We start from the raw sequence: 20,852 nt of genomic DNA, 5'->3' as shown, positions 1-20,852 counted from the left end.
GCTTCAGGGGAGGGCGGCGCCCGCCGAGCGGCGGCGCCGGGCCTCGACCGCGACCTCCCGCGACGCGGCCGCGGCCACCGAGGTGGCGGCGCCGACCCCGGCCAGCACCCGCGGCCAGAAGTCCCCGAAGACCTCGACCGAGACGGCGATCAGCAGCGCGGTGATCACCGCGACCACGTGCTCCAGGCCCGCCAGGTTCGGCAGCACGACCGCCTCGCCGACCATCAGGACGACCACCAGGCCGGCCGTGAACCAGGCCCGGCAGCGGAAGGCGATGCAGATCGCCAGCGCCACCACCGCGGCGGACGGCCCGGTGTCCCGCACGTAGGCGACCCACTTCGGGAAGCCGAACAGGTGGCCCGGCCCGATCGCCACGCCCACCCGGGCGAACAGCGTGCCCGCCAGGGTGCAGCTGTAGGCGACCACCAGGGTCATCCGCCGGCCGAGCACGATCTCGGCGATCGCGAAGACCACGAACACCTGGGCCAGCGCCCCCCAGACCGGTAGGTCCAGCGCCGGCACGTACAGCGACAGCGGGGTCCGCAGCAGCGAGACCTCCAACGGCAGCGCCGCCCGCACCACTCCGATGTGGTTGACGAAGCGCTCCCCGCCCGGCAGGTGCTGGACGATGCTGAACAGCAGGATCAGAAACGTCGCCGTCGTGGCCAGCGGAGCCGCGGCGAACTTCTTCCGCGCCACCGTGTTCCGCACCGTCACGAACAACGTTCCCCACTCGGCGACAGCGGCCGTTCTGGCTAGCGCCAGCGGCCCCTTTCGCACGCCCCCCGCGTGGGTCCTGTGAATCACAGCTTTTTCTCCGAATCCCCGAACTCTCGTCTACTTCAACATTAGAAGCCTCTTAACAAAGCCACATCGGCATGGATGGGGATAAGGGTCATCCTCAGGGGGGAGAACAATCCCCCCGCCGGACCCCCATCCGGCCGACCGGCCCCCCTCCGCCCCCCGGCGGAGGGCTACCCCTTCCCGTCCCGGGCCGACACCGGCACCCGAGGAGCCGCCGCCACGGCGGCCCGGGCGTGCCGGCGTCGGAACAGGGCGGGCAGGCTGGGCGCGACGATGAAACCCTCGGCGCGCGCGCTCGCGATGCCGATCCGCGGAATCTCGCTGCTCTTCTCGAACAGCAGGTAGCGCGGCTCCCAGATCGGCCGGTACTTGGCATTCGCGCGGTACAGCGACTCGATCTGCCACCAGCGCGAGAAGAATCCCAGGACGGAACGCCAGAGCCGCAGCACCGGTCCCGCGCCCAGGCGCGAACCGCGCTCGAAAACGGAGCGGAACATCGCGAAGTTCAACGAGACCCGCTTCAGTCCGACCTCGTCGGCGCGCTGCAGGAGCTCGATCACCATGAACTCCATCAGGCCGTTCTCGGTGTCCCGGGCCCGGCGCATCAGGTCCAGCGAGAGCCCGTCCGGGCCCCACGGGACGAAGCTCAGCAGCGCCTTGAGCTCGCCCTCGCCGTCGCTGCACTCCAGCATCACGCAGCGGCCGTCGCCCGGGTCGCCGAGCCGGCCCAGCGCCATCGAGAAGCCGCGCTCGGTCGCCCCGTCGCGCCACTCGTCGGCCTTGGCCACCAGCGCGGCCATCTCCTCCTCGGAGATGTCCTCGTGGCGGCGGATCCGCACCGTGTAGCCGGCCCGCTTGACCCGGTTGTACGCCTGCCGGACCACCCGCATCGCGCGGCCGTCCAGCGAGAACTCGTCCAGTTCGACGATCGCCTCGTCGCCCAGCTCCAGCGCGTCCAGCCCGTGCCGGGCGTAGATCACCCCGGCCTCCTCGGAGGCGCCCATGACGGCCGGCGCCCAGGCGTGCTCGCGGGCCTCGGCCAGCCAGGCGTCGATCGCGCCCGGCCAGGCCTCCGGGTCGCCGATCGGGTCGCCCGAGGCCAGCGAGACGCCGCCGATCACCCGGTAGGTGACCGCCGCCTTGCCGCTGGGGGAGAAGATCACCGCCTTGTCCCGGCGCAGCGCGAAGTAGCCGAGCGAGTCCCGCTCGCCCTGCTTGTCCAGCAGTCCGCGCAGCTTCGCCTCGTCCTCGGTGGTCAGCAGCTCCTTGCCGCGCGGGCTGCGGAAGGCCACGTACAGCACCAGCAGGAAGAGCACCCCGCCCATCGCGTTGATGGCGGCGTTCACCCAGGTCGGCGCGGCGATCACCGAACGCAGGTGCTCGGACGGGGTGATGGTGATCATCCGGCCGACCGAGTAGCGGAAGAGGTCCCAGAAGCCCGCGCCGGACAGCTCGTTGGTGGCCCAGACCAGCAGCCCGCCGACGAGGCCGCCGAACACCAGGCCGCCGACGAAGGTGGCCGCCGCGGTCTTCGGGTTGGAGCTGTCGCCCTTGGAGGTGAACTCCTTCCGCCCGACCAGCAGCGCGAGCACGAACAGGCAGGTCAGCACGGTGGAGAAGTAGTTGAGCGGGTGCCGGTTGAACCGCTCGTCCGGCAGCAGCATGACCGAGAGGTAGAGCAGCGCGAACAGTCCGCCGAGCGCCGCGTTGAAGATCCACGCGGCCCGCTTGCGCCGCCGCATCGCGACGGCGAGGAAGACCGACAGCACCGCGCTGGCCAGGCCCGAGGTCATCAGGTACGGGGTGAAGTACTCACCCTCGTTGTGCTCGCTGACCTGGTCCCGGAAGGGCACCAGCAGGACCGTCGCCACGTTCAGCAGCGCGATCAACCGCAGGTACCAGACGGAGGCCACGGCGGCCCTCGGGCGCCAGCGGTCGAGCACGCCGACGGGCCGGGGCCCGGGGGACGTGGCGGACGGCTCCGACTTCACAGTGGACGACACAGCTCAATTCCAAACGATCAGATGGTGGGGCGCATCCGCGTACGGCCCGGCGCCGGGCGCCCGCACGGGCCCGACGGACTGACCGGCGACGCCCGCCCGGCCGTCCGCCCTGGTGGGGGGAGCAGCCCGGAAAGGGTCAGCCAACTCCATGGTTCCCCACCGAAGCTGAGAATTGCGTGAACCGGGTAGCGGATTCCCACCCCCGCCGAACGGCGGGGGTGGACACCCCCCGGGCGTTCGGCGCGCCGCCCCCGCTACCCCTACTCTCGGAACCGACCCACGCGGACCGCCCACCCGGCCGCCCGAACCGAGGAGGCACCATCACCACCACCCGCGTGCTGATCGTCGACGACGAGATCCTGGTCCGCTCCGGCCTCGGCCTGATCGTCGGCTCCGCCCCCGACCTGGAGGTGGTCGGCGACTGCTCCGGCGGGCAGGCCGAGGAACACGTCCAGCGCCTGCGCCCGCACGTGGTGCTGCTGGACATCCGGATGCCCGACCTCGACGGCATCTCGGTGCTGCGCCGGCTGCGCGCCCTGCCCGACCCGCCCGCCGTCGCGATGCTCACCACCTTCGACACCGACGAGTACATCGGCACCGCGCTGCGGGCCGGCGCGACCGGCTTCCTGCTCAAGGACACCGCCCCCGAGCAGCTGGTGCACGCCGTCCGGGTGCTCGCGGCGGGCGGCAACATCCTGTCCCCGACGGTCACCCGCACCGTGATCGGCGGCTACGTGGACGGCGGCGGCCCGGACGCCGAGGCCACCGCGCTGGCCCGCACCCTCACCGGCCGGGAGCTGGACGTGCTGGCGCTGCTCGGCGAGGGCCTGTCCAACGCCGAGATCGCCGACCGCCTCTTCCTCGGCACCGGCACCGTCAAGGACCACATCAGCGCGATCCTCGGCAAGCTCGGCGCGGCCAACCGGGTGCAGGCCGCCGTCCTCGCCCACCGGGCCGGCCTGGTCCGGCCCAAGCCCGGCGACGGGGCATGACGGCCGCCGACCAGCTGCCGTCCGGACGGCTGCCGGCCTGGTGCACCGCGCCCTGGCTGATGCTGCTGCTGCCCGTCCTGTACTCCCTGCTGGACGCCGCCCTGGTGGCCCGGGACGCCACCTGGTGGCAGCTGACCCTCTCCACCCTGGCCGCCGTCGCGCTGTTCTGGCGCCGCCGCTTCCCGGTCACGGTGCTGCTGCTCACGATGCCCGGCAGCTGGGTGAACGAGATCTGGCTGGCCCCGATAACGGCCGTCTACACGGTGTCCGCCGAACGCCCCCGCCCGCGGATCGTGATCCCCTGCGGCGTCCTCTTCACCCTGGTCGAGTTCTTCCACTGGCCGCTGCCCGACCACCTCGTCGACCTGAGCCGGGCCACCGCCCTGGACGCCATCCAGGCCGTGATGCTGGCCGCCGGCCCGGCCGCCACCGGTCTGCTCGCCCGTACCCGGCGGGAGCTGGCCGCCCGCCTGGACGAGCTGACCCGCGGCCAGGAGCGGGAGAGCCGGCTGCTGGCCGAGCGGGTGCTGATCACCGAGCGCGGCCGGCTGGCCCGGGAGATGCACGACGTGGTCTCGCACCAGGTCAGCCTGATCAGCATCCAGGCCGGCGCGCTCCAGGTCAGCAGCACCGACCCGGCCGCGGTGACCGCCGCCCGCACCATCCGCGAACTGTCCGTGCGGACCCTGGAGGAGCTGCGCCAGATGGTCGGGGTGCTGCGCGGCACCGGCGGCCCGCTGCCGGACGCCCCGCTCGCCCCGCAGCCCCGGCTGGCCGACCTGCCCCGGCTGATCGAGGAGAGCGGCCTGGCCGCCGACGCCGAGCTGAACCCCGGCGACCGCCCGTGGCCGGAGGCGGTCGAACGGGCCGCCTACCGCACCGTGCAGGAGGCGCTCACCAACATCACCAAGTACGCCCCGGAGGCCGCGGTCCACGTGCGGGTCCGGGCGAAGGGGCGCCGGCTGCGGGTCGAAGTGCGCAACGAGGCCCCGCCGGTCCGCCCGGCCGAGACCCTCCCGGGCGGCGGCCACGGCCTGGTCGGCCTGCGCGAGCGCGCCCAGCTGCTGGGCGGCACCCTGACCGCCGGCCCCACCCAGGACGGCGGCTTCGAGGTCCGCGCCGAGCTCCCCGCGGCCCGCTCCTGACCCCACCGCGACCGGGCGGTGGAGAACGCCCCGGAACACCACGGGACGACGAAAAAGCCCCGCAGATCCGTAGATCTGCGGGGCTTCACTGTGCGCGAGGGGGGAGTTGAACCCCCACGCCCTTGCGGGCACTGGAACCTGAATCCAGCGCGTCTGCCTATTCCGCCACCCGCGCATGGGTGTTGTCCTCATTGCCGACCGATCTTCCGAACCGCTCGGTACCATGAGGACTTCGCGTTTCCTTGGACCGGCCTCCCTTCCGGGCGGCCCTTCCGACGTGGAAAACAGTAGCACGACCTGGGGGGCTGCTCCGAATCGCTCGTCGGGCGGGACCGACCGCATCCGAACGGGTGCGCGGCGAACGCGTGCACGAGGGGTCGGCACCCGCTCCGACGGGCACACCTGGCGTGCCGTGCCCGACATGCGTCACCCTGTGTGTCCGAGCCCACCCCCGGGCACCACACGGTCCGGGAACCGTACGGAAGGGCCCGGCGTGGATACGATCAGTACGGAAGTACCGCAAGTAGGCGCGGCCGGTTCCCGGGCGGGATCCGGCCGGCAGGCAGGCGAACGAACCCTGGAAGGGGGTGCCCCATGGGAGTGCTGAAGAAGTTCGAGCAGCGACTTGAGGGTCTCGTCAACGGCACCTTCGCCAAGGTGTTCAAGTCCGAGGTCCAGCCCGTGGAGATCGCCGGGGCGCTGCAGCGCGAGTGCGACAACAACGCGAGCATCTGGAACCGCGACCGCACCGTCGTGCCGAACGACTTCATCGTCGAGCTGAGCCCGCACGACCACGAGCGCCTCAGCCCCTACTCCGGGCAGCTGGGCGCCGAGCTGGCCGGCATGGTCCGCGAGTACGCCGAGGCCCAGCGGTACACCTTCATGGGCCCGCTCCAGGTGAACCTGGAGAAGGCCGACGACCTCGACACCGGCCTGTACCGGGTGCGCAGCCGCACCCTCGCCGCCGAGGAGCCCCCGCAGCAGTACGCCCAGCAGCCGCAGCCCGGCTACGACCGCCCGCCGGCCGCCCCGGCCGTGGGCGCGCCGTGGCAGCAGTCCGGCGCCGGCCAGTACGGCACGCCCCCGCCCCCGGCCACGCCCCCCGCCATGCCGCCGGGCCCGCCCGCGCCCGCCCGCGGCAACGTCCACAACCTCCCCGGCGCCGGCCACGGCGGTGCCTCGGTGCGCCGCTGGGTCGAGGTGAACGGCGCCCGCCACCAGATCTCCGGTTCGGCCTGCGTGCTCGGCCGCTCCACCGAGGCCGACGTGCGGATCGACGACCCCGGGGTCTCCCGCAAGCACGCCGAGATCCGGCCCGGCAGCCCTTCGATGGTGCTCGACCTGGGTTCCACCAACGGCATCGTGGTGGACGGACAGCACACCCAGCGCGCTACGCTCCGCGACGGCTCGCGAATCGTCGTGGGCTCCACCACCATCGTCTACCGGCAGGTCGAAGGGTAGTGTCCGAATTGTTCGCGCGCCTCGCTCACCGACTGGCGGGACGGCCATGTCAGAACTGACCCTCACGGTCATGCGGCTGGGCTTCCTGGCCGTGCTGTGGCTGTTCGTCATCGTCGCGATCCAGGTGATCCGCAGCGACCTCTTCGGCACCAAGGTGAACCCCCGGTCCTCCCGTCGCGGCGCGTCCGCCACGGCGGCCGGCGGCGCTTCCACCCAGGCCGCGGGTCGTCCCACGCCCACCCCCGTCCCGGCTCCGGCCGCGGCGGCGGCCCCGACCCAGCCCGGCGGCGGACGCCGTCGCGGCGGCCCGACCCAGCTGGTCGTGGTCCAGGGCTCGCTCGCCGGCACCACCGTGGCGCTGCAGGGCCAGACCATCACGCTGGGCCGCGCGCACGACTCCACCATCGTGCTGGACGACGACTACGCGTCCTCCCGGCATGCCAGGATCTATCCGGATCAGACTGGGCAGTGGACGGTCGAGGATCTAGGCTCCACCAACGGCACCTATCTGGACCGGCAGCGCCTGACCGCGCCCACCCCGCTCCAGCCGGGCATGCCGATCCGTATCGGCAGGACCGTCATCGAACTGCGGAAGTAGTAGCGCATGAGGGCAAGCATCCCGTCCATGACCCAGAGGGGGGCACAGGTCGCATGACCCTGGTGCTGCGCTTCGCCGCCGGCTCCCACAAGGGACTGATCCGGGAGGGGAACGAGGACTCCGGCTACGCCGGGCCGCGGCTGCTGGCCGTGGCCGACGGCATGGGCGGCGCGGCGGCCGGCGAGGTCGCTTCCTCCGAGGTGCTCGGCTCGATCGTCCGGCTGGACGAGGACGTGCCGGGCGCCGATCTGCTGACCCTGCTCGGTGACGCCGTCCAGGGCGCCAACGACCGGCTCCGGCAGATGGTCGAGGAGGACCCGCAGCTGGAGGGCATGGGCTGCACGCTCACCGCCATGCTCTGGACGGGCCAGCGGATGGGCCTGGTGCACGTCGGCGACTCCCGCGCCTACCTGCTGCGCGACGGTTCGCTGGTGCAGATCACCCAGGACCACACCTGGGTGCAGCGCCTGGTCGACGAGGGCCGGATCACGCCCGAGGAGGCCGAGACCCACCCGCAGCGCTCGCTGCTGATGCGGGCGCTGGACGGCCGCGGCCAGGTCGAGCCCGACCTGTCGATCCGCGAGGTCCGGGCCGGCGACCGCTACCTGATCTGCTCCGACGGCCTCTCCGGCCCGGTCAGCCACCAGACGCTCCAGGACACCCTCGGCAGCTTCTACTCGCCCGAGCAGACCGTGCAGGAGCTGATCCAGCTCGCGCTGCGCGGCGGCGGTCCGGACAACATCACCTGCATCGTGGCCGACGTCATCGACGTCGGCGCCACCGACACCATGAGCGGCCAATTCAACGACGTCCCGGTGGTGGTCGGCGCGGTCGCCGACGCCCCGCCGTCCTCGGCCGCCGCCGACCGCTCGATCGCGGACACCCCGGCCGGCCGCGCGGCGGGCCTCGGCCGCGGCCCGCAGGGCGCCTTCGGCCCGGCCGAGGGCTACGAGGGCGACCACGACCCCGCCTCGGGCGGCTTCGGCCCCGCCGAGGGCTACGAGGGCGGCGGCTACGGCTACGGCTCCGCCGAGCCCTCGGTGTACGGCACCGAGGACTTCGAGGAGGAGCAGCCCCGCAAGCGCAAGCGCAAGGGCCTGACCGTCTCGTTGGCCGTCCTGGTCACGCTCGGCCTGCTCGGCGGCGCCGGCTTCTTCGGCTACCAGTGGACCCAGGACCAGTACTACATCGGCGAGGACGGCGACCACGTCGCGATCTACCAGGGCCTCAACCAGAACCTGGCCGGTCTGAGCCTGTCCTCGGTTCACTCCTCGTACAGCAAGATCCAGCTGAAGTGGCTGCCCGAGGACCAGCAGGCCCACGTGAAGAAGACCATCTCGGTCGGCAGCATGTCGGACGCGAACAAGACCGTCCAGGAGCTCGACGGCTGGGTCCAGCTCTGCCAGCGGGCCGCCGCGGCGACGGCCCCGTCCGCCCAGGGCACCCAGCCGACGCAGGCCACCCACGCCGCGTTCCTGGCCACCACGCCCACCCCGGGCGAGAAGAGCCGCGGCCCGGCCGCGGCGGCCCCGACGACCGCGCCCTCGCCCACGCCGACCCCGGCCACCCCGAACCCGACCACCCCGGGCGCGGCCGCCTCCGGCACTCCGGCGCCGAACGCCACCCCTCCGGCCGCCGGCGCGCAGGGCGGCGACCAGTTGACCGACGACGAACTCAGCCGGGCCAACGCCTGCCCGAAGCAGTGACGTCCGTGATCCGACATAGGACCGCCCCGAGCGGGCCGGCCGGCCGTCAGGGAGCGGTCTCCACGTGAGCAGCTACAACGTGAGCGAAGGCACCGGCCGGCTCGGCCGGCGCCGGGCGACGGCCGAGCGCGCCGTCCCCCGGCGGCGGGGCAACACCACGATCTCCCCGCAGGAGGCGCCGAACCGGCGCAACACCGAACTGGCCCTGCTGCTCTTCGCGGTCCTGCTGCCGGTCCTCGCGTACGCCAACGTCGGCCTCGCGATGGACTCCAAGCTGCCCGCCGGCATGCTCGGCTACGGGCTCGGCATGGGCGCCCTGGCCCTGGTCGCGCACCTGCTGGTGCGCCGCTTCGCGCCGTACGCGGACCCGCTGATGCTGCCGATCGCCACGCTGCTGAACGGGCTCGGCGTGGTGATGATCTGGCGGCTGGACAAGGCGGGCAAGCTGCTCAGCGGCAACTTCCCGGCGGCCCAGAACCAGCTGATGTGGTCGGGCCTCGGCATCGCGGGCTTCATCGGGGTGATGGTCCTCCTGAAGGACCACCGGGTGCTCCAGCGCTACACCTACATCTCGATGGTGGTGGCCCTGGTCCTGCTCGCCGCACCGGCCTTCTTCCCGGCCCGGGCGGAGGACTTCGGCGCCAAGATCTGGATCCGGCTGGGCAGCTTCTCCATCCAGCCCGGCGAGTTCGCCAAGATCATCCTGACGGTGTTCTTCGCCGGCTACCTGATGGTCAAGCGGGACGCGCTGGCGCTGGCCAGCCGCCGCTTCATGGGCCTGTACCTGCCGCGCGGCCGCGACCTCGGACCGATCGTCGTGATCTGGCTGCTCAGCCTGCTGATCCTGATCTTCGAGAACGACCTCGGCACGTCCTTCCTGTTCTTCGGCCTGTTCGTGGTGATGCTCTACGTCGCCACCGAGCGGACCAGCTGGATCCTGTTCGGCCTGCTGATGTCGGTCGGCGGCGCGGTCGCGGTCGCCTCCACCGCCAACCACGTGAAGATCCGCATCAACGCGTGGCTCGACCCGATGGCCGCCTTCAGCCCGAAGCCCCCGCCCGGCGCCACCGAGCAGATCGGCCAGTCGCTGATGGCGCTCGGCTCCGGCGGGGTCACCGGCTCCGGCCTCGGCCAGGGCCGCTCCTGGCTGATCAACTTCGCCGCCAAGAGCGACTTCATCCTGGGCTCCTTCGGTGAGGAGCTCGGACTGACCGGCATGATGGCGATCTTCCTGCTGTACGGGCTGCTGATCCAGCGCGGCCTGCGCACCGCGATCGCCGCCCGCGACCCCTTCGGCAAGCTGTTCGCCGTCGGCCTCGCCTCGGCGATGGCGCTGCAGGTGTTCGTGGTGGCCGGCGGTGTGACCGGACTGATCCCGCTGACCGGTATGACCATGCCGTTCCTCGCGCAGGGCGGCTCGTCCGTGGTCGCCAACTGGGCACTGGTCGCGATCCTGCTGAAGATCAGCGACAGCGCCCGCCGCCCCGGCGTCGAGCCGACCCCCGCCTCCGAGGGCCCGGGAGGACCCGCCCGATGAACAAGCCGATCCGCCGGGTCTCGATCTTCTGCCTCGTGCTGATACTGGCCCTGATGGTGCGCACCAACTGGGTGCAGGGCGTCCAGGCCGACTCCTGGGCGAGCAACAAGAACAACAAGCGCCAGCTGTACGACCGCTACGCCCACCCGCGCGGGAACATCATCGCGAGCGGCCAGCCGGTCACGAAGTCGGACTTCGTCAACGGCCTGCGCTTCAAGTACCAGCGCTCCTGGGTCGACGGCCCGATGTGGGCCCCGGTCACCGGCTACGCCACCCAGTTCCAGAGCGTCGGCCTGGAGGCGCTGGAGGACGGCATCCTGTCCGGGACGGACGACCGGCTGTTCTTCCGCAACACCCTGGACATGCTGACCGGCGAGCCCAAGCGCGGCGGCGACGTCGTCACCACGGTCAACGCCAAGGTCCAGAAGGCGGCCTGGGACGCCATGGGCAACAAGAAGGGCGCCGTGGTCGCGGTCGACCCGAAGACCGGCGCCATCCTCGCGATGGTCTCCACGCCCTCCTTCGACCCGGGCAGCTTCGCCGGCTTCGACGGCGCCTCGACCAAGGCGTGGAACGACCTCAACGCCGACCCGAACAAGCCGCTGCTCAACCGGGCGCTCAAGGAGACCTATCCGCCCGGCTCGACCTTCAAGCTGGTCACCGCGACCGCCGCGTTCGAGAACGGCATGTTCCAGGGCATCGACGACGCGACGACCACGCCGGAGCCGTACGTCCTGCCGGGCACCACGACGCAGCTGAAGAACGAGAGCCCCCAGGAGCAGTGCGAGAACGCCACGGTCAAGTCCGGCATGGACCAGTCCTGCAACACGGTCTTCGCCAAGATCGGCGCCGACCTGGGCAAGGAGAAGATGCGGGCGCAGGCCGAGAAGTTCGGCTTCAACAGCACGATCGACACCCCGGTCCGCTCCGAGGCGAGCGTCTTCCCGGACAGCAAGAGCCTGGACGGCACCGCCCAGGACTCGATCGGCCAGCACGACACCCGCGCCACCCCGCTGCAGATGGCCATGGTCTCGGCCGCGATCTGCAACAACGGCAGTCTGATGCAGCCCTACCTGGTCGACCAGGAGCGCTCGGCCACGCTGACCACCATCTCCAAGCACACCGAGAAGCAGTTCTCCCAGGCCATGAGCCCGGCCACCGCGCAGAAGATGCAGGACCTGATGGTCTCGGTGGTCGAGAACGGCACCGGCAAGAACGCCAAGATCCCGGGCGTGCAGGTCGGCGGCAAGACCGGCACCGCGCAGCACGGCGAGGACAACGCCGGGCTGCCCTTCGCCTGGTTCACCTCCTGGGCGAAGGCCCCGGACGGCCAGTCGGTCGCGGTCGCGGTGGTGGTCGAGGACGGTTCCCAGAACCGCGACGGCATCAGCGGCGGCCGGCTCGCCGCCCCGATCGCCAAGGCGGTGATGCAGGCCGCACTCGGCAAGTAGAAGGCCGGGTCCGGAGTGAGGGGAATGTCACGATCGACACCCCGTTCCGGATACCGGTCTGATATCGGCCGACGGCTGACTCCGGTCCGATGGGGTGCGACCGGTAGCGTATCCGCCAGCAGCGGGTGTGCCCGTTGCCGCCCGCGAGGCACCGCTCGGCCCGGCCGGAGAACCGGTCGCGCACCGCGCGGCGTCACCCAGAGCGTGCGGGGACACCTACGTCACAACCTCACCGGCGGGTGAGGGAGAGGGTCGGAACTATGGAAGAGCCTCGTCGCCTAGGCGGCAGGTACGAGCTCGGCGGCGTCCTCGGACGCGGCGGCATGGCCGAGGTGTACCTCGCCCATGACACCCGGCTCGGCCGTTCCGTCGCCGTGAAGACGCTCCGGGCCGACATGGCCCGGGATCCGTCGTTCCAGGCCCGCTTCCGCCGTGAGGCGCAGTCGGCGGCGTCCCTGAACCACCCCGCGATCGTCGCCGTGTACGACACCGGCGAGGACTACATCGACGGCATCTCCATCCCGTACATCGTGATGGAGTACGTCGAGGGTTCGACGCTGCGCGAGCTGCTGCACTCCGGCCGCCGGCTGCTGCCCGAGCGGGCGCTGGAGATGACCATCGGCATCCTCCAGGCCCTGGAGTACTCGCACCGGGCCGGCATCGTGCACCGCGACATCAAGCCCGCCAACGTGATGCTGACCCGGCAGGGCAACGTCAAGGTGATGGACTTCGGCATCGCCCGCGCGATGGGTGACGCCGGGATGACCATGACGCAGACCTCCGCCGTCATCGGCACCGCCCAGTACCTCTCCCCCGAGCAGGCCAAGGGCGAGCAGGTCGACGCCCGCTCCGACCTCTACTCCACCGGCTGCCTGCTCTACGAGCTGCTGACCGTCCGCCCGCCGTTCGTCGGCGACTCGCCGGTCGCGGTGGCCTACCAGCACGTCCGGGAGGAGCCGCAGCCGCCGTCGGTCTTCGACCCCGAGGTGCGCCCCGAGATCGACGCGATCGTGCTGAAGGCGCTCGCCAAGGAGCGGGACTACCGCTACCAGAGCGCCGACGAGATGCGCGACGACATCGAGCGCTTCCTCGACGGCCTGCCGGTGGCCGCGGCCCAGCAGGCCGCCTACGGCATGGGCGCGGCCGGCTACGGCTACGACCAGAACGGCTACCCGCAGCAGCACGACCCGTACGGCCAGACCAACGTGCTGCCGCAGCAGCCCGGCGGCGGCCCGACCACCCTGCTGCCGCAGGCCTCCGGGCAGCCCGGCTACGGGCAGCAGGACGACGGCTACGGCCAGACCTACGCCGGTGGCGGCGACGACGGCTACGGCCAGGGCGGCGGCCGGCGCGGCGACGACCAGCCGAAGAAGAGCAACACCTCCTGGATCGTGCTGGCGGTCGCCGCCGTACTGGTCCTGGTCGGCACCTTCTTCGTGGCCCAGGCGATGTTCAGCAACGGCGACAAGAAGGACGCCGCGAAGGTCGCCGCGCCCAACCTGATCGGCAAGAGCCTGGCCGACGCCAAGACCGCCGCTGCGGCCGCCGGCGCCAAGCTCGTGGTGACCGAGGGCGAGAAGATCGCCTGCCCGGACGCCGCCATCAAGAAGGACCAGGTCTGCACCCAGACCCCGGCGCCCGGCAGCCAGGTCGTCGAGACCGCGACCATCACGGTGCAGGTCTCCTCCGGCCCGGCGAAGGCCCAGGTCCCGAGCGTGGTGGGCAAGCCCAAGGACCAGGCCCTGGCGGCGCTGGCCGCGGCCGGCTTCACCAACGTCGGCACCCCCGAGTACAAGGACGACGACACCGCCCCGCTGGACACCGTCACCAGCCAGGACCCGGCGGCCAACACGGCCGCCGACCCGACCGCCCCGATCAAGCTGACGGTCTCCCAGGGCAAGAGCAAGGTGAACGTCCCGAACGTGGTCGGCTCCCAGAAGGAGGCCGCGGAGGCCACGCTGACCGGCGCCGGCTTCCAGGTCGACTCCTCGAAGACCACGCCGACCAACGACCCGAGCAAGGTCAACACCGTCGCCGCGCAGTCGGTCCAGCCGAACACCAAGGCCGCGCCCAACTCCAAGATCGCGCTGACGATCTACAAGGCGCCGGAGAAGGCCCAGGTGCCGCCGCTGCAGAACGTCAAGCTCTCGGACGCCATCGCCCAGCTGTCCAAGGTCGGCCTGGGTTACTCGGTGGTCGGCCCTCAGGACCCGAACGCGATCGTCCAGATGAGCAACCCCGGAGCCGGCACCATGCTGGACCCGAACAGCCAGGTCCAGCTCTTCACCAAGCCGGCCGATCCGACCAAAGGGGGCGACCCCACCACCCCACCCACCAAAGGGGACCACTAGGCCTCCGATCTTCCCCTGGTTCGGCTGAACCGGGGCCGGGAGCCAGAGGACACCTGAGGACGACGCCCGAGGGCCCGCCGCATCCGTCGCGGCGGGCCCTCGGGCGTTCCGGTGTTCCCGTTCCCGTTCCCGACGAGACCCCACACGGGGCCCCGTCAGGACCCTCACGGACCGTCAGGAGTGGCGCAGCTCCGGCGGCGGGGTGCGCGCGGCGTCCACGTCGTCCACCCGCACCAGGCTCCCCCAGACCGCCATCCGGTACCGCGAGGTGTAGACCGGCGTGCAGGTGGTCAGGGTGATGTAGCGGCCGGGGCCGGCGTACCCGGCGCGCGCCGGGACGGGCGCCACGATGCCGGTGTCGTACTTGGAGGTCTCCGACAGGGTGCTGTCGACCTTGTAGACGTACCACTTGTCCTTGGTCTCGACCACGACCGCGTCGCCCCTGTGGACGGCGTCCAGGTCGTGGAACTTGGCGCCGTGGCCGTCCCGGTGCGCCGCCAGGGCGAAGTTGCCGGTCTGCTCCCAGGGCATCGCGGCCTTGTACGGCTGCTCGTAGACGCCCGCCACGCCCTCGTCCAGGACCTCGGTGGAGGTGCCCATCCGGATCAGCACCTGGAAGTCCCGGCCCATCGCCGGGACGTGCAGGAAGCCCACGTCGTCGCCCACCGCGAACTGCTTCGGCGCGGGCGGCGCGCCGGGGGCGGCGGTGCCGGGCGCGGCCGAGGGGGTGGGGGCCGGGCCCGCGGCCCAGGAGCCGCGCAGCCGGTCGGCGGCCTGCGAGGCGGAGCGGTCGGCCTGCACGTTGGTCCACCACAGCGAGTAGGCCACGAACAGGCCGAGCACCAGGCCCAGGGTGATCAGCAGTTCGCCGAACACCCCGAGCGCGGCCAGCGCGCGGCTCCGCCCCCGCCCGGCCGGCCGCCCTGGGGGCGGGAGGGAGCTCCGCCCGGGATCTTCCGACCGGGCGGTCTGGTCGTCCTGCATCTGCGGTGCTCCCCCTCCGGGCCGGACGTCCGGGCGGCTACCCGCCCGTGATCGCGGCCGGCTTGCCTTGGCTGCGCGGCCGTTCCTCGATCATCTTCCCAAAGACGATGAGACGGAACTTGGAGGTGAATTCGGGGGTGCAGGTGGTCAGCGTGATGTAGCGGCCGGGGCCGGCGTACCCGGCGCCGTTCGGCACCGGCTTGATCACGCTCACGTTGCTGGGGGAGGTCTCCGGGATGCCCCCGGTGACTTCGTAGGTGTAGTACCCGGCGGCCGTCTCCACCACGATCTTGTCGCCCTTGCCGAGCTGGTTGATGTAACGGAACGGCTCGCCGTGGGTGTTGCGGTGGGCGGCGAGCGCGAAGTTGCCCGCCTTGTCGCCCGGCATCCCGGTGCCCGGGTAGTGGCCGACCAGGCCCTTGTCGAGCACCGCCGGCTTGGAGGTGCCCTCGGCGATCGGGAACTTCAGCCCCAGCTTGGGCAGGTAGATGATGGCGAAGCCCTTGCCGGGCTCGAACACCTCGGGCTTGTTCGGGTCCGGGGCGGGCTGGCCGGGCTGGGCGGGCGCCGCCGCGTCGAACTGCTGCTCCAGCTTGTTGCGGGCCCCGTCGGCGGCCGCGTCGGCCTGCACGTTGGTCCACCAGAGCTGGTAGGCGACGAACAGCAGCATCACCACGCCGAGCGTGATGCACAGCTCGCCGACGGCCCGGGCGGCCACCACGACCGCGGACTCCTTGGGGCGCACCCGCCCGGCGGCGCGGCCGTTCGCCCGGCGCCGCCCGTTGCCGGAGCGGATCGCCGTACGGCCCTGGGCGGCCCTGCGGCGCTCGGCCCGGCCGCCCGTCGGCACGGCCGGCTCGGCCGCCGCACCGATCCCGGCGGGCAGCCGCAGCTGCAGGGTCTGGTCCGGCAGCCAGGGGTACTCGGGCCCGTCCTGCAGGGGCTCCTCGGCCTGCTCGTAGACGCCCCAGGCGTCCTCGGGCACGGTCTGGACCGGGGCCGCCTGCTGGTACGGGCCGTCGCCGTACGGCGCCCCGCCGTTCGGACCGCCGCCGTACTGCGGCCCGCCCTGCTGGGGGGCTCCGTAGTGCTGCGCGCCGCCGTACGGGTCCGCCTCCGGCTGGTAACGCCCCTCCGGACGCAGCGTGGTCACGCCGCTCAGCCCCGGCCGATCACCGGGGCGAGCCCGGCCGACCGGTCGACGGCCTGCGGGAAGCCGCACTCCGCGAGCCAGTTGGCGAGCATCCGGTGCCCGCCCTCGGTGAGCACCGACTCGGGGTGGAACTGCACGCCCTCGACCGGCAGTTCACGGTGCCTCAGCCCCATGATCACGCCGCTCTCGGTCCGCGCGGTGACGACCAACTCCTCCGGCACGGTGGACGGTTCGACCGCGAGCGAGTGGTAGCGGGTCGCGGTCAGCGGCGAGGGCAGGCCCTCGAACACCCCGCCGTCCTCGTGCTCGACCAGCGAGGTCTTGCCGTGCAGCAGCTCCGGCGCCCGGTCGACCACCGCGCCGTACGCGACGGCGAGCGACTGCAGGCCCAGGCAGACGCCGAACACCGGGAGCCCGATGCCGGCGCAGTGGTGCACCATCTCGATGCAGACCCCGGCCTCCTCCGGCGAGCCGGGCCCGGGGGAGAGCAGGACGCCGTCGAAGCCCTCCTCGCCGGAGCGGCGGACGGCGTGCTCGACGGTCACCTCGTCGTTGCGCACCACCTCGCAGGTGGCACCGAGCTGGTACAGGTACTGGACCAGGTTGAAGACGAAGCTGTCGTAGTTGTCCACCACCAGGATGCGGGGCGGGGTCGACTGGGTGGTCATGCGCGCGTGGTCTCCGTGGGATGCGGTGCCGGGTGGCGGTGCTGGATGGCGGTGCTGGAGGCGGGGCCGGGCCGCCGGCTCAGCCGGTCGCGGCGCCGTCGCCGCCGCCGTCCACTGTGACGTCGCCGAAGGGGAGCAGCGGTTCCGCCCAAGGGAAGACGTAGGTGAAGAGCAGGTAGACGGTCCCCAGGACGAGGAGCACCGAAATGACGGCCTTGACCAGGGTGTTCCCCGGGAGGTGACGCCAGATGAAGCCGTACATGGTGCTCCCTCGTCGTAGCAGACTGGGGTCAAGACTAGACCCGCCTCCCACGCCCGTGAGGCCGGTCGGCTACTGCTGTCCGCCCGCCGACCGCAGCTCGGTGGTGCCGGAGTACCCCGGCAGGCTCAGGTCGCCGCTCTCCTGGACCTTCCAGCCCAGCCCGTACGCCTGGACGTACTGCAGGTAGTTGCGGATCGTCGGGTCCGCGTCGACGGCCGAGCGCAGCGCGTCGGTCTTCCCCACCGCCTTGACCACGTACGGCGGGGAGTAGACCCGGCCCTGGAGCAGCAGGGTGTTGCCGACGCAGCGGACGGCGCTGGTGGAGATCAGCCGCTGGTCCATCACCTGCACGCCCTCCGCGCCGCCCCGCCACAGCGCGTTGACCACGGCCTGGATGTCCTGCTGGTGGATGACCAGGTCGTTGACGCCGGGTTCGGGGACGCCCGGGATGCGGGCGGTGGCGTTCGGCGGGGCGTCGTTGAGGGTGACGGTCAGGCCGCCGCCCTGCAGGGGCTCCAGGGCGGCGCCGAGACGCAGGCCGTCCAGCTTCGCGGCGTCGGCGGGACTGTGGCCCTGCTGCTCGGTGAGGTCCTGGGAGCGGGCCTGGAGGTCGGCGAGCTGGGACTGCGCCTGCTGGTTCTGGGCGCTGCGCTGGCGGATCACGTCGCCGAGGCTCAGCAGCGAGTTGTCGGTCCGCAGGTCGGTGCCGCGGGCGGTCTGCGCGCTGATGTAGAAGAGCAGACCGGCGAGTGCGAAGACGGCGCAGGTCAGGGCACGTCCGACAATTCGGGTACCGGAACGACGGGTACGGGCCGACCCGGGGGGAATCGACAAATTAGTCACCGTACCCTTATCTCCTCAAGACCCGCCGAGCCACTACGCTAACGGACGCCGGTGGCATGTGCGGAGCGTCCCCCAGAGCGTTCTCCACGGCCGTCCGTCGACCGACACACCCGCTGCACCTCTGCGCGGTCTCACAGCGCATCGACAGGAGAACCCCTCGTGCCGAAGTCTCGACTCCGCAAGAAGTCCGACTACACCCCGCCGACCGCGGCCGCGGTGAAGATCAGCTCGGGCCGCGGCTGGGTCGCGCCGCTGATGCTGGCACTGTTCCTGATCGGCCTGGTGTGGATCGTCACCTACTACGTGACCAGCGGCTCCTACCCGGTCGAGGGCTGGCGGAACTGGAACATCCTGGTGGGCTTCGGCTTCATCGCCGCGGGCTTCGGCGTCTCCACCCAGTGGAAGTGACGACCCGCTCGTCCTGAGGCCCGGCCCGGGCCGATTCCCGCCGCTCCGGATCGCTCGTCCCGGGGCGGCGGTCAGGCGTGCCCGGACCCGGCCGGGAAGCCGGTCGGTTATCCCCACCATCGGACTGTCACGCTTATCCACATGGTTATCCACACTGGGGAAAAGTCTCCCCAGCCTGTGGATAACTTTCCCGGCCGAGGCCGTCCACAGCTGTGCACAACCGTCCGCAATCAGGGGAACCGCACAGCAGGACGCGCGTAGAACAGCAGTCCACAGCCGGGCGGGCACACAACCTGTGCACAACCCCGCACTCGCTGTGGACAAACGTCCGGTTCCTCAGGAGCCGTAGAGGGACATCCCGATCAGCAGCATCGCCGCCTCCACCGCCAGGGCCCCCGCCACCGCGAGCGCCTGGACCAGTCCGCGGCGCTCGCGCGGGGCGTACATCAGGCCGGCCGCGGTCAGCGCGCCCAGCGCCAAGCCGCCGAGGTGCGCCCGCCAGTCGATGCCCGGGCGGGAGAAGGTGACGATCAGGTTGAAGACCAGGAACGCCACCGCCGGGGCCAGCGGCCCCCGGTTCCGCAGTTGCATCACGATCGTCGCGCCGATCAGCCCGAAGATCGCCCCGGAGGCCCCGACCGAGTTCATCAGCTGCCCGGCCACGAGGAAGGCGAAGGTGCTGCCGCCCAGGCCGGCGACCAGGTAGAGGGCCAGGAAGCGGAGCCGGCCGAGCGCCTCCTCCAGCGGCGGGCCGAGCCAGAGCAGCACCAGCATGTTCAGCCCGATGTGCCACCACTCCAGGTGGAGGAAGGTGGCGGTCAACAGCCGGTACCACTGGTCCGGGCCGTCGGCGACGCCGGCCGGGCCGCCGAGGACGTCCCGCCCGGCACTGAACAGCGACCAGACCTGGCCCAGCCGCGGCGTGAGCACGTAGGCGGCCAACAGCCAGACGACGGTGTTGATGCCGACCAGCACCCTGGTGACCAGCCCGCCGTCGACGGTGAGCGCACCCCCGAACCGGGTGGTCGCCCGCCGCGTCCCGGCGTGCCCGGTGCCGACGCAGTCGGGGCACTGGAAGCCCACCGCGGCGGCCACCATGCACTGCGGGCAGACCGGCCGCTCGCACCGGGTGCAGGAGATCCCGGTGGGCGTCCGCGGATGCCGGTAGCAGCCGGGCAGGCCGCCCTCCGGGGACCGATCGGCCGACGACCGCGGCTCGTCCGGGAGCATCAGCGGGTCCCCTTCCCGTGCACGACCTCCGAAACCGCCAGCCTACTGCCGAGCCCGCCGCACACGGACGGCTGCGCCGCATCCCGCCCACCCGCGCGTACGGCCCACCCGGGGTGCCGGTGGACAAATCAGCATGCATGATCAGCATTCAGGTGGATAGGTGCATAAAGGATGCCACCCAGGAGGAGAGACTCGTGAGCATTTCGGACTCAGCCCGTGAAACGGCCGCCAGGACCCGGGACACCGCCACGCAGTTCGCGGAAGGCGCCAAGCAGCGCCTCGGCCCCGCCATGGACGCCGTCGGGCCGCTGGCCACCCAGGCCGCCCACAACCTCCGCGTCCAGTACGACAAGCACCTCGCCCCGCAGTTCGGCCACGCCTTCGCCAGCCTGCCGCCGGAGGCTCAGCAGAACGCCCTGAAGGCCCTCCACCGGGCCCAGGAGGCCGCCCTGGCGGCCCGGCTCTCCGCCACCCGGGCCGCCGACCAGGCCCGCGCCACCGTCGTCCCCAGGGTCACCCAGGCGGTCGACGACGCCCGGGCCGTGGTCACCCCGGTCGCCCAGGAGGCGCATTCCCGGGGCGCCGCGGCGCTGACCGCGCTGCAGGGCCACGTCAGCTCCGCCGAGATCAGCGAGCTCGCCGCCCGCAACGCCCGGAAGGAGCGGTGCCACGGCTGGTCCACCGGCCTCGCCGTGGCCGGCCTGCTGGCGATCGGCACCGGCCTGGTGGCCTGGCAGTGGTGGCGCCGGCACAGCGACCCGGAGTGGCTGGTCGAACCCCCGACCGGGCAGGGGCCCCGGCCGGCCGGCGCGCACGCCGCCACCGCCCCGGTGAACGGCTCCGGCCCCGAGGACGAGGCCACCGAGTCCGCCGACGGCGAGGGCCCCGCGGAGAGCTGACCGGACGGAAGACGCGGAGAAGTCCGGAAACGCCGATCGGCCGTTGACCAGGATCCTGGTCAACGGCCGATCGGCGACTGCTGCGAACTGTGGAGCATAGGAGACTCGAACTCCTGACATCTGCCTTGCAAAGGCAGCGCTCTACCAACTGAGCTAATGCCCCTCGACGGCACTGCGCGTGCCAACGGGCACTAGCGTACCGGGTTCCGGCGCGTTTCCCAGCGCCGTCCCCTGAAGGGGGCCGGGGGGGGCGGGGGGGGGGGCGCGGGGGCCGGGCCCCGGGGGGGGGGGGGGGGGCCGGGGGGGGGGGGGGGAGCCAGGCGCGGGGGCGGAGGGAGCTCGGGCGGGCGGCTTCCG

At 72.1% G+C, this 20,852-nt stretch carries 18 protein-coding genes and 2 tRNA genes; 10 read left to right on the top strand and 10 right to left on the bottom strand.

What is annotated here, in order from left to right:
* Positions 1-3: 3 nt before the first annotated feature.
* Both ACIRD3_RS32795 and ACIRD3_RS32790 read right to left on the bottom strand, forming a co-directional pair.
* Entirely contained in the window at positions 4-717 is a 714-nt protein-coding gene (locus ACIRD3_RS32795; RefSeq protein ID WP_402223833.1) for a hypothetical protein, read from the bottom strand.
* A gap of 257 nt (positions 718-974) precedes the next feature.
* Positions 975-2,807, bottom strand: a complete 1,833-nt coding sequence (locus ACIRD3_RS32790; RefSeq protein WP_402223832.1) for a phosphatidylglycerol lysyltransferase domain-containing protein — start codon at positions 2,805-2,807, stop codon at positions 975-977.
* Between the two features lie 341 nt (positions 2,808-3,148).
* Between ACIRD3_RS32790 and ACIRD3_RS32785 the strand changes: the two genes are divergently transcribed.
* On the top strand, positions 3,149-3,799 hold the full coding sequence (locus ACIRD3_RS32785) for a response regulator transcription factor (protein WP_229928260.1): 651 nt from the start codon (positions 3,149-3,151) through the stop codon (positions 3,797-3,799).
* Positions 3,796-4,944 carry a sensor histidine kinase gene (locus ACIRD3_RS32780; protein ID WP_402223830.1) on the top strand — a complete coding sequence of 383 codons (1,149 nt, stop codon included), beginning with the start codon at positions 3,796-3,798 and terminating at the stop codon, positions 4,942-4,944. Before ACIRD3_RS32785 ends, ACIRD3_RS32780 begins: the two co-directional genes overlap by 4 nt.
* Before the next feature lie 91 nt (positions 4,945-5,035).
* Here the strand turns inward: ACIRD3_RS32780 and ACIRD3_RS32775 are convergent.
* Positions 5,036-5,119 (bottom strand) — tRNA-Leu (locus tag ACIRD3_RS32775).
* Between the two features lie 419 nt (positions 5,120-5,538).
* Here ACIRD3_RS32775 and ACIRD3_RS32770 point away from each other — a divergent pair.
* From ACIRD3_RS32770 to pknB, 6 genes are all read left to right on the top strand, one after another.
* On the top strand, positions 5,539-6,405 hold the full coding sequence (locus tag ACIRD3_RS32770; RefSeq protein WP_402223828.1) for an FhaA domain-containing protein: 867 nt from the start codon (positions 5,539-5,541) through the stop codon (positions 6,403-6,405).
* A 46-nt stretch (positions 6,406-6,451) separates the two neighbouring features.
* Positions 6,452-7,003, top strand: a complete 552-nt coding sequence (locus ACIRD3_RS32765) for an FHA domain-containing protein (protein WP_402223826.1) — start codon at positions 6,452-6,454, stop codon at positions 7,001-7,003.
* A gap of 53 nt (positions 7,004-7,056) precedes the next feature.
* Positions 7,057-8,709, top strand: a complete 1,653-nt coding sequence (locus ACIRD3_RS32760) for a PP2C family protein-serine/threonine phosphatase (protein WP_402223824.1) — start codon at positions 7,057-7,059, stop codon at positions 8,707-8,709.
* Positions 8,710-8,869: 160 nt separating this feature from the next.
* Complete coding sequence (locus ACIRD3_RS32755; protein ID WP_402223848.1) at positions 8,870-10,246, top strand: FtsW/RodA/SpoVE family cell cycle protein; 1,377 nt, start codon at positions 8,870-8,872, stop codon at positions 10,244-10,246.
* Positions 10,243-11,697 carry a peptidoglycan D,D-transpeptidase FtsI family protein gene (locus ACIRD3_RS32750; protein ID WP_402223821.1) on the top strand — a complete coding sequence of 485 codons (1,455 nt, stop codon included), beginning with the start codon at positions 10,243-10,245 and terminating at the stop codon, positions 11,695-11,697. The genes ACIRD3_RS32755 and ACIRD3_RS32750 overlap by 4 nt, the downstream gene beginning before the upstream one ends.
* Before the next feature lie 260 nt (positions 11,698-11,957).
* On the top strand, positions 11,958-14,048 hold the full coding sequence (gene pknB, locus ACIRD3_RS32745; RefSeq protein ID WP_402223820.1) for a Stk1 family PASTA domain-containing Ser/Thr kinase: 2,091 nt from the start codon (positions 11,958-11,960) through the stop codon (positions 14,046-14,048).
* 174 nt (positions 14,049-14,222) lie between these two features.
* Here pknB and ACIRD3_RS32740 read toward each other — a convergent pair whose 3' ends face one another.
* From ACIRD3_RS32740 to ACIRD3_RS32720, 5 genes are all read right to left on the bottom strand, one after another.
* On the bottom strand, positions 14,223-15,032 hold the full coding sequence (locus tag ACIRD3_RS32740; protein WP_402223818.1) for a class E sortase: 810 nt from the start codon (positions 15,030-15,032) through the stop codon (positions 14,223-14,225).
* A gap of 37 nt (positions 15,033-15,069) precedes the next feature.
* Positions 15,070-16,185, bottom strand: a complete 1,116-nt coding sequence (locus tag ACIRD3_RS32735; protein WP_402223816.1) for a class E sortase — start codon at positions 16,183-16,185, stop codon at positions 15,070-15,072.
* A 5-nt stretch (positions 16,186-16,190) separates the two neighbouring features.
* Positions 16,191-16,853 carry an aminodeoxychorismate/anthranilate synthase component II gene (locus ACIRD3_RS32730; protein ID WP_402223814.1) on the bottom strand — a complete coding sequence of 221 codons (663 nt, stop codon included), beginning with the start codon at positions 16,851-16,853 and terminating at the stop codon, positions 16,191-16,193.
* 79 nt (positions 16,854-16,932) lie between these two features.
* On the bottom strand, positions 16,933-17,115 hold the full coding sequence (locus ACIRD3_RS32725) for a hypothetical protein (protein WP_402223812.1): 183 nt from the start codon (positions 17,113-17,115) through the stop codon (positions 16,933-16,935).
* 69 nt (positions 17,116-17,184) lie between these two features.
* A complete protein-coding gene (locus ACIRD3_RS32720) occupies positions 17,185-17,949 on the bottom strand; it encodes a DUF881 domain-containing protein (RefSeq protein WP_402223810.1) in 765 nt (254 codons plus the stop codon).
* Positions 17,950-18,117: 168 nt separating this feature from the next.
* Here ACIRD3_RS32720 and crgA point away from each other — a divergent pair, with 168 nt between their 5' ends.
* Entirely contained in the window at positions 18,118-18,366 is a 249-nt protein-coding gene (crgA, locus tag ACIRD3_RS32715; RefSeq protein WP_402223808.1) for a cell division protein CrgA, read from the top strand.
* 336 nt (positions 18,367-18,702) lie between these two features.
* Here the strand turns inward: crgA and ACIRD3_RS32710 are convergent, their stop codons facing one another.
* A complete protein-coding gene (locus ACIRD3_RS32710) occupies positions 18,703-19,596 on the bottom strand; it encodes a rhomboid family intramembrane serine protease (RefSeq protein ID WP_402223806.1) in 894 nt (297 codons plus the stop codon).
* A 194-nt stretch (positions 19,597-19,790) separates the two neighbouring features.
* Between ACIRD3_RS32710 and ACIRD3_RS32705 the strand changes: the two genes are divergently transcribed.
* The gene (locus ACIRD3_RS32705) at positions 19,791-20,495 is read left to right on the top strand and encodes a DUF5324 family protein (RefSeq protein ID WP_402223804.1); all 705 of its coding nucleotides are present in this window, start codon (positions 19,791-19,793) and stop codon (positions 20,493-20,495) included.
* A gap of 90 nt (positions 20,496-20,585) precedes the next feature.
* Here the strand turns inward: ACIRD3_RS32705 and ACIRD3_RS32700 are convergent.
* Positions 20,586-20,658: transfer RNA gene (locus tag ACIRD3_RS32700), tRNA-Ala, on the bottom strand.
* Positions 20,659-20,852 lie beyond the last annotated feature (194 nt).

It is taken from the genome of Kitasatospora sp. NPDC093550 (assembly GCF_044764985.1).
GTDB lineage: Bacteria > Actinomycetota > Actinomycetes > Streptomycetales > Streptomycetaceae > Kitasatospora.
The sequence above is the reverse complement of the archived record's forward strand: the minus strand, read 5'-3'. Positions and strand labels throughout refer to the sequence as shown.

Excerpts from the sequence above, each read along its gene's own strand:
- ACIRD3_RS32780 (WP_402223830.1), top strand. The coding sequence starts at position 3,796 with ATGACGGCCGCCGACCAGCTGCCGTCCGGACGGCTGCCGGCCTGGTGC.
- ACIRD3_RS32770 (WP_402223828.1), top strand. The coding sequence starts at position 5,539 with ATGGGAGTGCTGAAGAAGTTCGAGCAGCGACTTGAGGGTCTCGTCAAC.
- ACIRD3_RS32765 (WP_402223826.1), top strand. The coding sequence starts at position 6,452 with ATGTCAGAACTGACCCTCACGGTCATGCGGCTGGGCTTCCTGGCCGTG.
- ACIRD3_RS32760 (WP_402223824.1), top strand. The coding sequence starts at position 7,057 with ATGACCCTGGTGCTGCGCTTCGCCGCCGGCTCCCACAAGGGACTGATC.
- ACIRD3_RS32750 (WP_402223821.1), top strand. The coding sequence starts at position 10,243 with ATGAACAAGCCGATCCGCCGGGTCTCGATCTTCTGCCTCGTGCTGATA.
- pknB (WP_402223820.1), top strand. The coding sequence starts at position 11,958 with ATGGAAGAGCCTCGTCGCCTAGGCGGCAGGTACGAGCTCGGCGGCGTC.
- ACIRD3_RS32740 (WP_402223818.1), bottom strand. The coding sequence starts at position 15,032 with ATGCAGGACGACCAGACCGCCCGGTCGGAAGATCCCGGGCGGAGCTCC.
- ACIRD3_RS32730 (WP_402223814.1), bottom strand. The coding sequence starts at position 16,853 with ATGACCACCCAGTCGACCCCGCCCCGCATCCTGGTGGTGGACAACTAC.
- ACIRD3_RS32725 (WP_402223812.1), bottom strand. The coding sequence starts at position 17,115 with ATGTACGGCTTCATCTGGCGTCACCTCCCGGGGAACACCCTGGTCAAG.
- ACIRD3_RS32710 (WP_402223806.1), bottom strand. The coding sequence starts at position 19,596 with ATGCTCCCGGACGAGCCGCGGTCGTCGGCCGATCGGTCCCCGGAGGGC.